General features: G+C 69.5%; 11 protein-coding genes. 6 read left to right on the top strand and 5 right to left on the bottom strand.

Going from position 1 to position 15,016, the window contains the following annotated elements:
- The first annotated feature begins 23 nt into the window (after window positions 1-23).
- Window positions 24-3,659 (top strand): two-component regulator propeller domain-containing protein, encoded by a 3,636-nt coding sequence (locus KY572_RS41175; RefSeq protein WP_224249227.1) that lies wholly within the window; start codon window positions 24-26, stop codon window positions 3,657-3,659.
- A gap of 90 nt (window positions 3,660-3,749) precedes the next feature.
- On the top strand, window positions 3,750-4,178 hold the full coding sequence (locus tag KY572_RS41170; protein WP_224249226.1) for a hypothetical protein: 429 nt from the start codon (window positions 3,750-3,752) through the stop codon (window positions 4,176-4,178).
- A gap of 48 nt (window positions 4,179-4,226) precedes the next feature.
- Here KY572_RS41170 and KY572_RS41165 read toward each other — a convergent pair whose 3' ends face one another.
- Both KY572_RS41165 and KY572_RS41160 read right to left on the bottom strand, forming a co-directional pair.
- Window positions 4,227-5,483: a cytochrome P450 gene (locus KY572_RS41165; RefSeq protein ID WP_224249225.1), complete on the bottom strand. Its 1,257-nt coding sequence runs from the start codon at window positions 5,481-5,483 to the stop codon at window positions 4,227-4,229.
- Entirely contained in the window at window positions 5,480-6,709 is a 1,230-nt protein-coding gene (locus tag KY572_RS41160) for a cytochrome P450 (protein WP_224249224.1), read from the bottom strand. Before KY572_RS41160 ends, KY572_RS41165 begins: the two co-directional genes overlap by 4 nt.
- 136 nt (window positions 6,710-6,845) lie before the next feature.
- Between KY572_RS41160 and KY572_RS41155 the strand changes: the two genes are divergently transcribed.
- The gene (locus KY572_RS41155; RefSeq protein WP_224249223.1) at window positions 6,846-7,931 is read left to right on the top strand and encodes an aldo/keto reductase; all 1,086 of its coding nucleotides are present in this window, start codon (window positions 6,846-6,848) and stop codon (window positions 7,929-7,931) included.
- A gap of 134 nt (window positions 7,932-8,065) precedes the next feature.
- On the opposite strand, the gene KY572_RS41150 is transcribed toward KY572_RS41155, so the two are convergent.
- Entirely contained in the window at window positions 8,066-9,307 is a 1,242-nt protein-coding gene (locus KY572_RS41150; protein ID WP_224249222.1) for a cytochrome P450, read from the bottom strand.
- A 103-nt stretch (window positions 9,308-9,410) separates the two neighbouring features.
- On the opposite strand from KY572_RS41150, the gene KY572_RS41145 reads away from it, so the two are divergent.
- Both KY572_RS41145 and KY572_RS41140 read left to right on the top strand, forming a co-directional pair.
- On the top strand, window positions 9,411-10,775 hold the full coding sequence (locus KY572_RS41145; protein ID WP_224249221.1) for a sensor histidine kinase: 1,365 nt from the start codon (window positions 9,411-9,413) through the stop codon (window positions 10,773-10,775).
- A 50-nt stretch (window positions 10,776-10,825) separates the two neighbouring features.
- A complete protein-coding gene (locus KY572_RS41140) occupies window positions 10,826-11,968 on the top strand; it encodes a fatty acid desaturase family protein (RefSeq protein WP_224249220.1) in 1,143 nt (380 codons plus the stop codon).
- 18 nt (window positions 11,969-11,986) lie between these two features.
- Here KY572_RS41140 and KY572_RS41135 read toward each other — a convergent pair whose 3' ends face one another.
- Both KY572_RS41135 and KY572_RS41130 read right to left on the bottom strand, forming a co-directional pair.
- The gene (locus KY572_RS41135; protein WP_224249219.1) at window positions 11,987-12,646 is read right to left on the bottom strand and encodes a hypothetical protein; all 660 of its coding nucleotides are present in this window, start codon (window positions 12,644-12,646) and stop codon (window positions 11,987-11,989) included.
- Window positions 12,647-12,652: 6 nt separating this feature from the next.
- Complete coding sequence (locus KY572_RS41130; RefSeq protein ID WP_224249218.1) at window positions 12,653-13,174, bottom strand: hypothetical protein; 522 nt, start codon at window positions 13,172-13,174, stop codon at window positions 12,653-12,655.
- A 264-nt stretch (window positions 13,175-13,438) separates the two neighbouring features.
- Here KY572_RS41130 and KY572_RS47960 point away from each other — a divergent pair, with 264 nt between their 5' ends.
- Entirely contained in the window at window positions 13,439-15,001 is a 1,563-nt protein-coding gene (locus tag KY572_RS47960) for an AgmX/PglI C-terminal domain-containing protein (RefSeq protein WP_224249217.1), read from the top strand.
- The last annotated feature ends 15 nt before the right edge of the window (window positions 15,002-15,016 follow it).

Raw genomic sequence — 15,016 nt, 5'->3', positions numbered from 1 at the left:
CTGTGCTGGACACTATGCGCTCCATGGAAACACGGAGACATTGGCGAGGGGCCAGCGGGCTCCTCGGGCTCTGGTGCGTCGCGGTGCTGGGGCTGGGCACGCCGGCCCTGGCGCTCGAGCCGCATCGGCGTATCTCCCAGTACAACCACGAGAGCTGGCACAGCGAGAACGGCCTGCCGCAGAACTCGGTCCTCTCCGCCGTGCAGACGGCGGACGGCTACCTCTGGTTCGGCACGTACGAGGGGCTCGCCCGCTTCGACGGCACGCGCTTCGCCGTCTTCGACCGGAGGACCTCGCCGGAGGTGACCGAGCAGGAGATCTTCGCGCTGGTGGAGGACGCCGCCGGCGTGCTCTGGGTGGGCACCAACCAGGGCATCTTCCGCTTCGAGAACGGCCAGCTCCGCCGTCCCCCCGAGGCGGGCCCGCTGGCGGAGGCCTCCATCCAGGGGCTCGCCGCGGATGGCAAGTCCGTGTGGATCAGCTCGAGCGTGGGGCTGGCGCGAGCCCCCGTGTCCGGCAAGGGCCCCTGGCGGTTCTATACGCCCCAGGAGGGCCTGCCCGCGGGAGGCACGAAGGCCGTCATCGTGGATGGCGCGGGCGGAGCGTGGGTGGGAACCTCGGTGGGCATGGGCCACGTCTCCAGGGACACGGTGAGGCTCACTGCCTGGCCCACCCCGGAGCCCCGACAGGTCTTCGGCCTGGAGCAGACCCGGGATGGGACGCTGTGGATCGCGACGACGCATGGGCTGCTCTCCCTGCGAGAGGGCAGGTTCACCGCGTACGGCCCGGAGCAGGGGATGCCGAGCGTGCACGTCATCCGGCTCCTGGAGGATCGCGACGGCAACCTGTGGGTGGGCACCGTCCAGGGGCTGCTGCGCCACAACGCGGCGGGGTTCACCCCCTTCACCGGCAGCAAGGGGCTGGTGGATGACGGGGTGTACGCCCTCTTGGAGGACCGGGACGGGCACCTGTGGGTCGGGACGCGGAACAATGGCGTCCACCACCTGAGCAACGGCCCGTTCGTGCCGTTCGGCAAGCCGGAGGGGTCCACCTTCGACGGCGCCCGGCTGGTGCTGGAGGCCCAGGATGGCGTGCTGTGGCTGGGCTCGGGGGCGGGGGGCATGGAGCGGGTGAAGGACGGGGTCGTCACCCGCATGGGGCCGGCGCAGGGGCTGCAAGACGAGCGGGTCCTCTCCTTCGCGGAAGGCTCGGACGGGGTCATCTGGGTGGGGACCGTCACCGGGGTCTACCGCTACGACGGCCAGCGCTTCGCTCTGCTGGGGCCGCTGCCGGGCCTGCCCGTGGGGATGACCGTGTGGGCCCTGGTGCTGGAGCCGGGCGGCGGCATGTGGTTCGCCACGTCCGTGGGCCTGGTGGAGGTGCGCGAAGGACGCGCCACGGTGTACGGCCCCGAGCAGGGCTTCGCTCCCGAGTACGTCCTGGCGATGATCCGGGAGGACTCGGGGACGCTCTGGCTGGGCACCCACGCGGGGCTGGTTCGCTTCTCTCGCGGCACCTTCACCCGCTTCACCAGCAAGGACGGGCTGGTGGGAGACGCGGTCAACAGCCTGTACGCGGAGCCGGATGGAACGCTGTGGGTGGGCACCAACTCGGGCCTCTCGCGCTTGAAGGACGGGCGCTTCGACTCCTTCACCGCGGCGCACGGGCTGCCGGACGAGACCATCTTCACCATCTTGCCGGACTCGGACGGCTTCTTCTGGATGAGCAGCAACAAGGGCGTCTCCCGGGTCAGCCAGCGCGAGCTGGAGGAGGTGGCGGAGGGGAGTCGCCAGCGCGTGAATGGCGTCTTCTTCGACGACCGCGATGGAATGAGGGTGGGGGAGTGCAACGGCGGCTCCCAGCTCGCGGGGTGGAAGACGCGGGATGGCCGGCTGTGGTTCGCCAACCTGCGGGGCGCGGTGATGGTGAACCCCAAGGACGTCCGGCTCCAGCACACCCCGCCCCAGCCGAGGATCGAGGAGGTCCGCGTCCAGGGCCAGCCGGTGCCACTCACGGAGCGCCTGGAGCTGGAGCCCGGACAGCGGGACCTGGACATCCGCTTCACCTCCATCCTGGTGGAGGGCGCCCCGCGGGTGCAGTTCCGCTACCGGCTGGAGGGGCACGACAGCGGCTGGGTGAACGCCGAGGGCCGACGGGTGGCCACGTACACGCGCCTGCCGCCGGGCAGTTACACCTTCCAGGTGCAGGCGCTCGATCGAGAGGGGCGCTGGGGCGAGCCCGGCGCCGTACTGGAGGTGACGCTGCGGCCGTGGTTCCACCAGACGGGCTGGTTCTACCTGCTGTGCGCGCTGGGTGTGGGCGGGCTGGCGGCGAGCATCTACGTGTGGCGCGTGGGCCGGCTCAAGCAGCGCGAGCGCTGGCTGCAGGCCCGCGTGGAGGAGCGCACCCAGGAGCTGGCCCGCGCCAACGAGGAGCTGGACGCGAACCTGCGCACGCTGCGCGCCACCCAGTCCCAGCTCGTCCAGGCGGGGAAGATGGCGGCGGTGGGCACCCTGGCCGCGGGCGTGGGGCATGAAATCAACAACCCGCTCTCCTACATCGTGTCCAACCTGGAGCACGCCTGCGAGGAGGCGGAGATGCTCGGGCGGCTGGCGGACGGCTCGGAGCCGCTGCGCGAGCGGCTGCGCGACATGCAGCAGGTGCTGCGCGAGGCGCTGATGGGCGCCGACCGGGTGCGGCGCATCGTCCGGGACTTGAGGACGTTCTCGCGCCAGGACGAGGACACGCGCGGGCCGGTGGACCTGCGGGCGGTGATGGACTCGGCGGCGAAGATGGCGGCCGGAGAGCTGCGCCCCCGCGCTCAGCTCGTGCGGGACTACTCGGGGGACGTGCCGCTCGTGGAGGGCAACGAGGCGCGGCTGGCGCAGGTGTTCCTCAACCTCATCATCAACGCGGCCCAGGCGCTGCCGGAGGGCCGGCCCGAGCAGAACGAGGTGCGCCTCGTGCTCGAGCGCGGCGCGGAGGGGTACGTGGTGGCGGAGGTGCGGGACACGGGCAGCGGAATTCCTCCCGAGGTCATCGGCCGCATCTTCGATCCGTTCTTCACCACCAAGCCGGTGGGGGTGGGCACCGGGCTGGGGCTGGCGCTGTGCCATGCGTTCATCACCTCGATGAGCGGGCGCATCGAGGTGGAGTCCCAGCTGGGGCACGGGACGGTGTTCCGGGTGACGCTGCCCGCGACGGCCGCGAAGCCGGAGCGGGCGCCGAGGGCCGGGCAGGCGCGGACGGGCGGCTCGGTACGGGGCCGGGTGCTCGTGGTGGACGATGATCCGCTGGTGAGCTCGGCGCTGCGGCGCACGCTCGCGCGCGAGCACGAGGTGGAGGTGGTGGTGAGCTCGCGGCGGGCCCTGGAGCTGCTCACCTCGCCCGAGGGGGCCTTCGACGTCATCCTCTGTGACTTGATGATGCCGGAGATGACGGGCATGGAGCTGCACGCGCACCTCGAGGCGGCGGTGCCGGAGCGGGCCCAGCGCATGGTGTTCATCACCGGTGGGGCGTACACGCCGGCGGCCAAGGCCTTCCTGGAGCGGGTGCGCAACCCCCGGGTGGAGAAGCCCTTTGATCCGGAGAAGCTGCGCGCCCAGGTCGGCGAGGCAGTGCGCCAGGCGCGCTCAGCGCTCGAAGGCCAGGCTGCTTGAGCCGAGCCCCATCACATCCACACGGAGGTTCCTCCAACCCTGCAGCCGCGTGATGACCCCACGCGGCATACCCGGAAACAAGGAACCTTCATGGACACCGCTACCGCAGAGACCACCACCGTCGTTCGCCCGCCCGTCATCCTCGCCAACACGTTCAACCTCCAGAACCGGCGCATCTCCGTGTCCTATTCGGCGACCAGCTTCACGGGTCAGCCGCTGTTCCACTACAAGGACCGTGTGCACGAGGTGAACGCGCGCGGCGAGGAGATCCGCCAGGTGGAGTCGGAGATCGGCACCCTGGTGAGCATCACGCTGGAGCCGGACGCGGACGCCGGCTCGCTCATCTTCTCCGTGCTCATCCCGCGCGTCGCGCTCATGTCGACGGTCGCCGAGCAGCCCGTCGAGGCGGTGGCGATCTTCACGCGCAGCCGGCTGCCTCCGCGCCTGCCGGCCAACGTCCAGCTGCAGACCCATGACACCGTGGAGCTGCGCGGCAGCGCGACCTTCGTGGTGGCCTGAGCCCTGAGACGCCGGGAGGCTCCCACGCGCAGGGGAGCCTCTCGGTGCTCACAGGGCGGGCGGAGCGTCCCACTCCACCATCAGGCGGCCGGGCCCCCGGTGGATGAGGTTGGGGAGGTAGGAGATGGTCTCCCCGGCCGCCAGGCGCGGGTTGGGCAGGTGCTCGATCAGCAGCCCCAGGGCCACGCGCGCCTCGAGCCTCGCCAGCGGCGCGCCCACGCAGTAGTGGGTGCCATGGCCGAAGCCGAGGTGGCGGCTCGCGTTGGCGCGGTGGAGGTCGAAGCGCTCGGCGTCCGTGAAGACGGTCTCATCCCGGTTGGCCGAGGCGAACAGGAGCAGCAGCCGGGCCCCGGCCGGGATGTTCGCGCCGCCGAGCTGCACGGGCTCGGTCGCCGTGCGCATCATCCCCACCACGGGCGCGTCGAAACGCAGCGCCTCCTCGATGGTGTTGGGGATGGCGGCGGGGTTGGCGCGCAGCTCCTCCCAGAGCGCGGGCTTGCGCAGCAGGTGCAGGAGCGTGGTGCCGATCAGGTTGGTGGTCGTCTCGTTGCCGGCGAACACGAGCACCGAGGCCAGGTTCATCAGCTCCAGCGTGGTCAGCGGGTTCTCGCCGTCGATGCGCGCCGAGATGAGCGTGGAGAGGATGTCCTCCCGAGGGTTCTTCTGGCGGTCCTCGACCAGCGCCCGCAGGTAGCGGCGGAAGGCGGCCACGCCCTCGACGGCGCGCCGCAGCGCATCGGGGGGAATCTGGGGCACGAAGATGAGCTTCTCGTGCTCGGTCCACTCGCGGATCTGATTCCGGTCCGCGTGGGGCACCCCGAGCAGCTCGGTGATGACGTCCATGGGCAGCGCCCAGGCCAGGTTCGAGATGAGGTCCGCGCGGGTGCCGTTCCGCAGTAGCGCGTCGAGGTGGCCGCGGGCGATGGCCCGGATGCGCGGCTCCATGGCGCTCACGTTGGGCGGGGAGAACGCCTTGCCGACCAGGGCGCGGATGCGCGTGTGGGCGGGCGGATCATCTCCTAGCAGCGGATAGTCGGCGGAGTAGCCGGAGGCCGTCAGCAGCTCGACCAGCTCCTTGGGGAGATCGACGGGCGGGCGCAGGATGTCGCGCGAGCTGAAGCGCCGCGTGTCCTTCAGGACGGTCATCACGTCCTGGTAGCGGCTGACGAGCCAGAGGTGGAAGCCGGGCGCGAAGGTGACGGGCGCCTCCCGCCGGAGCCGGGCATAGAGCGGGAACGGATCATCCAGCTGAGGCGGGGCGAGCGGCTGGTACTCGAGCCCCAGCGCGTTCGCGGCGGCGGTCATCGCAGGGCCACGTGCAGGGACTTGAAGCCGCGGAAGGCCACGTTCTCCAGGCGCTCCGGCTCCTGCTCCAGCTTCATGTGGGGGAAGCGGCGCATCAACGTGCGCAGGGCGATCTGTCCCTCGAGCCGGCCCAGCGCCGCGCCCAGGCAGTAGTGGATGCCGAAGCCGAAGGCGATGTGGCGGTTGTCCTGGCGCCGCAGATCCAGTCGCTCCGCCCCGGGGAACTGGCGGGGGTCGCGGTTGGCCGCGCCGATCATCAGGAAGGCCTTCTGGCCCTTGCGCAGCGTCTGCCCGTGCAGCTCGAAGTCCTCGGCGATGACGCGGCTGAGCCGCTGGATGGGGCTCTCGTAGCGGAGGATCTCCTCCACCGAGGCGGCGAGCTGCTCGTCGGAGCTCAGCAGGGCCTCGCGCTGCTCCGGGTTCTTCAGCAGCAGGTACAGGCCGTTGGCGAGCAGGTGCGTGGTCGTCTCGTGGCCGGCGAACAGCACCAGCGAGCACGTGGCCAGCACCTCCTGCTCGGAGAGGATGTTGCCCTGGTCCTCGGCCGCCATCATCGTGCTCAGCAGATCGCTGCCCACGGTGTTGCTCTTGCGCCGCTGGGCGATGAGGCCCCGGAAGTACTCCTCCATCTCCACGATGCCGGTGCGCATCAGGTCCAGCACCTCCGGCGTGTACTTGGTGGTGCCGAAGAAGACGGCGAAGGCGTTGGCCCAGGCGCGCAGCTTCAGGCCGTCCTCGCGGGGGATGCCGAGCATGTCGCCAATCACCGCCACCGGCAGCAGGTTGGCCACGTCCTGCACCATGTCCATCTTCCCCGTCGCCTCGGCCTTGTCGAGCAGCAGGTCCACCTGCTCCTGGATGCGGGGCCGCAGGTACTCCACCAGCCGCGGGGTGAAGGCCTTGTTGACGAGCGAACGGATGCGCGTGTGGGCCGGCGGATCGATGAGCAGCGCCCAGGAGCTGAGGCTGGTGACGACGGGCGCCAGCCGCTCCTTGAGGGCCGCCGGGAGCATGGCCCCGAACGCTCCCGCGCGGTTGGAGGAGAGGCGCGGATCCTTGAAGCCACCCTGCACGTCCTGGTAGCGCGTGAGGATCCAGCCGCCCCAGGCTTCGCTGAAGTAGGCGGGGGCCTCCTCTCGCAGCCGATCGTAGGTGGGGTAGGGGTCCACCTGGAACTGGCGCGTCATCAGGCCGTGGGGATCGGACACCTCGGGGGTCGCGGACATGCAGGCTCCGTGTTGCTCGGTCGAGCCTCGGAGCCTACGTCCGTTTGGGCGCCGAGCCCAGCAAGGATCGGGTGGCGAGCGCGGCGGGGCGGCGCTAACAATCCGCGCCACTTCACCCCAACTCCTTGGAGCACCCATGGCACTCAATGCCTATCTCACCCTCGGCCGCTCTGGCCTGCGCGTCAGCCCCTTCTGCCTCGGAGCGATGACGTTCGGCGAGGACTTCGGCTGGGGCAGCAGCGTCGAGGCCTCCAACGCCATCCTGGACCGCTTCATGGAGCGGGGAGGCAACTTCATCGACACCGCGAACATCTACACGCGCGGCCACTCGGAGAAGATCATCGGCGACCACATCGGCCGGGTTCCCAGCAAGCGCGACCGCGTGGTCATCGCCACCAAGTTCTTCGGCAACCTCTTCCCGAGCGACCCGAACGGCGGCGGCGCGGGCCGCAAGTCCCTGATGGCCGCGTGCGAGGAATCCCTGCGCCGGCTGCAGACGGACTACATCGATCTGTACTGGCTGCACTGCTACGACCCGCACACGCCCATCGAGGAGACGATGCGCGCGCTGGATGACCTGGTGCGCTCGGGCAAGGTCCGCTACATCGGCGTGTCGGACACGCCGGCGTGGAAGGTGGCGCAGGCGCAGCTGCTGGCGCAGTTCAAGGGCTGGGCGCCGTTCGTGGCGCTGCAGATCGAATACTCGCTCATCGAGCGCACCGTGGAGGGCGAGCTGGTGCCGATGGCGCGCGAGCTGGGGCTGGGCATCACCCCGTGGTCTCCGCTCAAGAGCGGCGTGCTGAGCGGCAAGTACACGCGCGAGAACGCGGGCAAGGTGAAGGCGGACCGTGGCATGTGGGTGGACGCCAACTTGAGCGAGAAGGCCTACTCCATCGTCGACGTGCTCCAGAAGGTGGCGAAGGAGCAGGACACCACCGTGGCGCGAGTGGCGCTGGCGTGGGTGCAGAACCGGCCGGGCGTGGCCTCCACCATCATCGGCGCGCGCACGCTGGAGCAGCTGGACAACAACCTGGGCGCGTTGGAGCTGAAGCTGACGCCGCAGCAGGTGGCGGCCCTGGACGAGGTGTCGAAGCCGACGCTCAACTTCCCGGCCGGCTTCCTCCTGGGCGCGCCCATGTTCATGCACGGGGGCCTCAACATCAACGGCGTGTCCGCGCCGTCCTCGCCCATGTCGCCCCAGTCCGACAAGGAGCGCTGGTAGTCGCCGGGCGGCTCACCTGGGCTGGCGCGCGAGCCACGCCTTCCACTGCTCGGCGGTGTCGTACTTCTCTCCGGAGAGCAGCTGGAGCACCTCGCGAGCAGGCGAAAAGTTTCAGCCGGAAATTCCGGGTGGGCTCAGTCCTTCCACGCCACCATGAGCCGCTGCGGCCCACGGTTGAGGAGGTTGGGCGCGTAGACGGGAGGCTCGCCGGGCACCTGGCGCAGGTCCGGCAGGCGTCGGGCGAGCGTCTCCAGGGCGATGCGCGCCTGCAGCCTCGCCAGCGGCGCGCCCACGCAGAAGTGGGTGCCATAGCCGAAGCCGAGGTGCCGGGCCGAGCTCTCACGGGTGATGTCGAAGCGGTCGGCGTGCTCGAAGATGTCCTCGTCCCGGTTGGCCGAGTTGAAGAGCAGCAGCAGCCGCGCCCCCCTGGGCACGGCGGTGCCCGAGAGCACCACGTCCTCGGTGGTCGAGCGCATCATGGCCGAGGCGGGCGCGTCGTAGCGCAGCACCTCCTCCACCACCTGGGGAGCGCGGGCCGGCTCGGCGCACAGCAGCCGCCAGGCCTCGGGGTGGCGCAGCAGGTGGACCAGCGCATTGCCGATCAGGTTCGTGGTCGTCTCCTGCGCCGCGAACACGAGGACGCTGGACAGGTTCACCATCTCCCGGGTGTCCAGGGGCTTCTCCCCCTCGATGCGGGCCTCGATGAGGGTGGTGAGGAGGTCGTCCGGGCGGGGGTTGCGCCGACGCTCCTCGACCAGGTCCCTCAGGTAGCGCCAGTAGGCGGCGATGCGCCGGGCGCGCTCCAGCTGCTGCGCGTGCGTCTGGCCGCTGTTGAAGAGGAGGACGGGCTCCTCGCACCACTTCTTGATGCGATCCATGTCCTCCTTGGGAATCCCCAGCAGCTCCGTCGCCATCCGCATGGGCATCGGATAGGTCAGCCCGGCGACGATGTCCGCGCTCCCGGCCGCCTGGCGCTCCAGGGCGTCCAGGTACTCGTCGGTGATCTGCTGGATGCGCGGCGCCATCGCCGCCATGCGGGCGGCCGAGAAGGCCTTGCTCACGAAGCCGCGGATGCGCGTGTGGGCCGGAGGATCATCTCCGAGCAGGGGATAGTCCTGGGTGAAGCCCGCCTCCTCCACGACACCCTTCACGTCGGGTGGCAGCTCGACCGGCGAGCGCAGGATGTCCTGCGAGCTGAAGCGCCGGGGATCCTTCAGGATGGACAGCACGTCCTGGTACTTGCTGATCAGCCAGAGGTGGAAGGCCGGGGCCAGGACGACGGGCGCCTCGCGACGCAGCCGGGCCAGGAAGGGATGCGGATCATCCAGCTGAGGCTGCTCGTGGGGACGATAGTGCTGCCCAAGCGTGTCTGCCATTCAGGGACTCTCCAGGGTTGAAAGCTTTTCCGTCAGACTAGATGATAGGATTCCGCAGGCGGAAGCAGGGGGGGGTACCCATGACAGACTTTGCTGGGGTCCGATGAGTTCCCGCTCGACTCAGCGCTCAGCGGACGTGGAGCCGCGGCAGCGCCCGGAAGGCTCGACGCAGGGGCTGCCGGACGCCGATCCCGAGCAGGTCCACCGAGGCATCCAGGCCATCGCGGGCATGGGGCCGATGGCCATCAACCTGTCGATCCTCGTCTGGTTTTGGGGACGGTGGGGGCAGGTGCTCACCGTGATGGCGGTGGCGGTGGTGCTGACCTTCGCCAATGTGTGGCTTCTGGAGCGGCTGGCGCGGAGGCTGTCACGCGCCTGGGTGGAGACGGCGCGGATGCTGCTGAACGTGGCGGGCATCTCGGTGAGCGGACATGCCACCGGGTGGTCACCGCTGGTCTGGGCCTTCGTGCCGTACAACATGCTGTGGTACCACGGGCTGGACCGCTGGGTGCGCCCGCGCACCGCCGTCTATCTGGTGCTGCTGAACTCGATGGCGCTGCTGGATGGGGCCAGGGCCGACATGGCGCTGGCCTTCACCATCCTGGGTGTCTTCGGCTACCTGCTGGCGGAGCGACGCGGCTCGCTGCTGCGGGGGGCGCTGGAGAAGGTGCTCGAGCAGCGCTCCGGGTTGGAGAGGGCCCACGAGGAGATGCGCCGCATGCACGCGCGCGCCATCGAGCAGGAGAAGCTCTCGAGCCTGGGCATGATGGCGGCGGGGGTGGCGCACGAGATCAACAACCCGATGAGCTTCGTGGCCAGCAACATCAACCTGCTGCTCAGGGACTTGAAGGAGTTGCCCGAGCTGGCCGAGCCGCTGAAGGAGCACCGGGACGAGGTGCTGCCGGCGACGCTGGAGGGCATCAGGCGGGTCAACGGCATCGTGGCGGACCTGCGGCGCTTCGCGCGGGGCGATCCGGAGGCGTTCGAGGAGTATGACCTGAACGCGGAGGTCCGCATGGCGCTGCGCATCGCGCACAGCCAGCTGCGGCACTGCCAGGTGGAGTGCGAGCTGGGAGCGGTGGGGCCGGTGGTGGGGCGCCCGCGGCAGATGGCCCAGGTGCTGGTGAACCTGCTGGTCAACGCGGGCCAGGCCACGTCGGAGCAGGGACAGGTGAGCATCTCCACGCGGCAGGAAGGCACGTGGGTGCGCATCGAGGTGCGCGACACGGGAACGGGCATGTCGTCGGAGACCCTGAACCACCTCTTCCAGCCGTTCTTCACGACCAAGCCGCCGGGGATGGGGCTGGGGCTGGGGCTGGCGGTGGTGCACGGCATCATCACCGCGCACGGGGGCCACATCGAGGTGGAGAGCCAGCCGGGGAAGGGGACGTGCTTCCGGCTCTCGCTGCCACGCGTGCCGCCGGAGCGGCCGTATGGAGCTCCCGCGTCCGAAGCCTCCCATGTCTGAGGGGGAACATTGATAGGCTTCGCGGCGCACCTTCGCCCGAGCCCCTTCGCATGTCCCCCTCCCAGAGCGCCTTTGATCCTTCCACCGTGGACATGGAGGCCTTCCAGCGGGAGCTGAAGGCGCTTCGCGAGGAGCTGGATGCCTCGCTGGGGGAGGCGGACGCCGCGCACCTGCGGAAGATCGAGCGCTGGGGGCGGGTGGCCACGCTGCTGGGAGTGGCCACGAGCTGGCTGGCGCCCAACCCGCTGAGCGCCGCGGCGCTGAGCCTGGGCCGCTCCACGCGCTGGCTCCTGATGCACCACGTGGGGCACCGCGGGTATGATCGGGTGCCGGGTGTGCCGGCGGCGCGCACGAGCAAGGGCTTCGCGCGCGGCGGGCGCCGCTTCCTCGACTGGCTGGACTGGATGATGCCGGAGGCGTGGATCTTCGAGCACAACGTGCTCCACCACTCGCACACGGGGGAGGAGGCGGATCCGGATCTGCTCGAGCGCAACGCCGAGGGCACGCTGCGCGACACGCGCCGGCCGCTGGGGCTGCGCTACCTGCTGCTGGGGGTGCTCGCGCTGACGTGGCGGGCCAGCTACTACGCGCCGGAGACGCTGAGCGCGCTGCGGCGCAAGGGGCGGCGGGAGGGCGCCTCGCTCACCCGGGCGGAGCGGTGGGAGCTGGTGCTGAAGTGCTACGCGCCCTATGCGGCCTTCCACTTCCTGCTCTTCCCGGCGCTGTTCCTGCCGCTGGGCGTGTGGGCGGCGTTCAGCGTGCTGTGTAACTCGGTGCTGGCGGACTTGCTGACGAACCTGCACACCTTCCTCGTGGTGGGGCCCAACCACACGGGTGAGGACCTGTACCGCTTCGACGCGTCGCCCGAGAGCCGGGGGGCGCGCTTCGTGCAGCAGGTGGTGGGCAGTGCGAACTACCGCACGGGCGGGGACCTGAACGACTTCGCGCACCTGTGGCTGAACTACCAGATCGAGCACCACATCTGGCCAGACCTGCCGATGCTCAAGTACCGGGAGGCGCAGCCGAAGGTTCGGGCGCTGTGCGAGAAGTACGGTGTGCCCTACGTGCAGGAGAGCGTCTGGACGCGCGTGCGGAAGATGGTGGACGTGGTGGTGGGCAAGGCCTCCATGCGGAGGCTCGCGCCCGTGAGGGAGCCTGCTCCGTTCCCCGAGGCCCGCGCGGTGGCCCGGTAGTCCTATCGGGCCTTGAGGCTACTCTTCCTCAAGGGAGGCCAGCTCCGCGTCGATCTCCGCGGAGCGCTGGTCGTGGGCGGCGGCGCCTTCCGGGTCGGCCAGACGCCAGTGTTGCTCGGACCAGCAGTAGGCAGCTTGGGCGTGGGGTAGAGCTACATTGTGGAGCGTTTCGTAGATCCCGGTGGCTTCAGCCTGCACGGCTTCCAGCACCTGATGGCGCGCTCCGCGGAGACTTGCCGCACGGAGGACTGCCTGGAGCGCCTTGTCGATGGCGGAGCGTAGCCCTTCCACGTGGAAAGTCAGTCTGGCGCGGGCGGTGTCGAGCGAGGTGCAGGCGCTGACCTCGAGCGGAATGGAGAAATCCGCGGTTCCGTCCTCACCCGGGTTCCATTCCGGGATGGAACCCGGTGAGCGGGTGAGGAGATAACCCGCCAGTTCCATCGCGCGCCGGGCATGGTCCTTCGCATCGTGATGGACGACTCCATGGATATCGAACAACTCGTCGTAGATATGTCGGGACCTGGCGTTGATGGTCAGCTGGGGCGCGAGAGGTAGAAGCTTCCTCAGGAGCCGGGAGCAATCCTCATGAAGTTCCTGGAACTGGAACTTCAGTTCGTACCAGGGCTCCTCATCAGGAAGGTCCGGGAGCAAGGTCTGTGCGACGAGGGAGGGCTCCATCGCTCGTTACTCTCTGGGGAGAAGGTTCATCGGTGTGTCATCTCCCATCTTCTTGGCGGCCTCGGCAAGGCGCGCTTCGAGGTCTGCCACCTGCTGCTCGGAGAATCGGCCGTCTTTTCGGAGTTCCGCCAGGACTTGCCGCCGACTCCTGGCGTTCTTGAGCAAATGCTTGACGTTCTTCAGGCTCGCTTTGATCTCCGTCCACCAGTGCTTGTCTGTGTCCTTGTTCGGAGGCTCACCCGGAGGAACCCCGCCTACCTCCGACAATGCGAGGAGCCGAGCAAGATGCGCCGCCATGTGAGCCAGCTGACTCGCGAGCGCCTTGCCATCCACGGCAGTCGCCAGCGCCGCTGTCCCCTCGGTGTTGGTGGCACCTATTCTTCCACCACAGACCTGCGGCGTGCCAGGGTTGCGCATCAAGCAGCAGTCATAGGTGCTCGTACAAGGGGCCTGAGCCAGCTCCATCGTTTGTTGAGCCTGCGCGGCCAGACTCCACAGCAGACACAGCAGCATGGCGATTGAGCGCATGTGATCCTCTGGGAGTACATCCTGCCAAGGTCGGAGACTCCGGCTCGGAGCCGCCCCACGCAATCGATGGAGAGTGTCGTGCTTCGGGCAGGATGCGCCCCCAGGGAGGGCTGCCGGGTGGGACACCCGACGCTCCGGAGCGCGTCTGACGGATAGCGGAAGGAACCACTGCCCACCGATGAACACCGTGGTGGCGCGCCACCCACGCGTTCTTACTTTCTCACGGCCTATCTGGGTCGGGTCAGTACGGGTCGGGGGTGGGGCGTGGTCGAGAATCAGACGGAAGCCGGTGCGCTGTCCTTCGTTCGTGGTGCCGAGTGGAAGGGCCGGCCGGGCAGTGGCGTCCAACAGGATGTGCAAGAGGCGCTCGACACGGAGCTGGATGCCTATCTGGATCGCGAGCTGTTCGTTCAGCCCGAGCCCGAGGTGAAGCCCCCGCCGGTGGAGGAGAAGCCCGCGGAGCGTCTCCAGGGTGTGCTCGCGCTGGCCGCCGCGGAGGAGCAGTGGCTGCGCACGCTGCCGCCTCCCGAGGAGCCCGCGGAGAACTCGAAGGATCTCGATGGTGGGGAGTGCCCGATCCCGGAGCATCTGAAGCCGAAGCTGCTCGAGGAGGTGGAGCCCATTGCGCCCGTGGCGGCGCTCCCGGTGGAGGCCCCGTGGGCTCCTCCTCAGGCACCCTTGCCGGGGCTGGCGGTGGCTCCTCATCTGGCGCAGCCCGGGTGGAACGTTCCCGTGGTGCCCGCGCCTGCTGTCGAGGCGCCCAACCGGACGCTGTGGGTGACGGCGGGGGCGCTCGTGGGCGTGAGCGCCGCGAGCCTGCTCGTGACGGGAATGCTCTGGATGGTGCGGGACAGCCTGCCGGATCGGACCCAGGTGGCGGCCGCCTATGTGCCCGCGGGGACGGTGGCCGCGGTGGCGCCTCCGCCGGCGACGGCCGTGCCCGAGCGTGTCTTGTCCGTGAAGGACTCGCCGCTCTCCCTGCAGTCGGAGTCGGCCGTTGGGGACTGGAGGACGGCGAAGGATGCCTCCGAGGAGGCGCTGCCGGGACCGCTGGTTCCTGGGCGTGTGACTGCCTCGAGCGAGCCTGCGCCTCAGGCTGAGCCTGCTCCGGGAGCCATTGCCCAGGCCGCGGTGATTCCGCAGGCAGGTATTTCGCCGGAGCCTGGAGCGATCGCTCACGCCGCGCAGGAGTCCCTGCGTCCGACGCAGCCCACGAACGTCAAGTCGCGCGAGATGGCCCAGGCCAGGAAGGTCTCCGCCGCGCAGGCTGCGCAGGAGCGCCGTGACATCGAGGATCCGTCCCTGGAGGAGACGGAGGAAGAGATGCCCTTCATGCAGCAGCCAGCGGTGGCGCAGGCCCCCGCGCCGATAGCGAAGGCCGCTGCGGAGTCGACGGACGCGGCGGAACCGGGCGAGTACGAGGAGTTCGACAAGGAATTCGCGCGGGAGCTGGGCTTCACGAAGGACGCGGTCCGCAAGGTGCCCGAGTCGAAGGGCGTGAAGTCGGTGTGGATCCCGCCCGATCCTGCCGAGGCAGTCCCGGAGAGCCTGACGCCGGAGGACGTCCAGAAGGTGGTGGTCACCAACCAGCCGGCGATCGCCTCGTGCATCCGGCGGCACAAGGAGTCCATCCCCGGGCTGACCGTTGGCAGGTTCGTGATGCGGTGGTTCGTCTACCCGAGCGGCTCCACGTATGGCATCGCGATGGAGACCCAGGCGCTGCGCGGCACGGCGCTGGCGACCTGCATCGAGGGGCTGGTGAGGGACTGGAAGTTCCCGCAGCACCAGACCCAGATGGGGCCCATCCGCTTTCCCTTCGTCTTCTGAGCCGAAGGGGCCTGC

The organism is Hyalangium gracile (assembly GCF_020103725.1).
Classification (GTDB): domain Bacteria; phylum Myxococcota; class Myxococcia; order Myxococcales; family Myxococcaceae; genus Hyalangium; species Hyalangium gracile.
The sequence above is the reverse complement of the archived record's forward strand: the minus strand, read 5'-3'. Positions and strand labels throughout refer to the sequence as shown.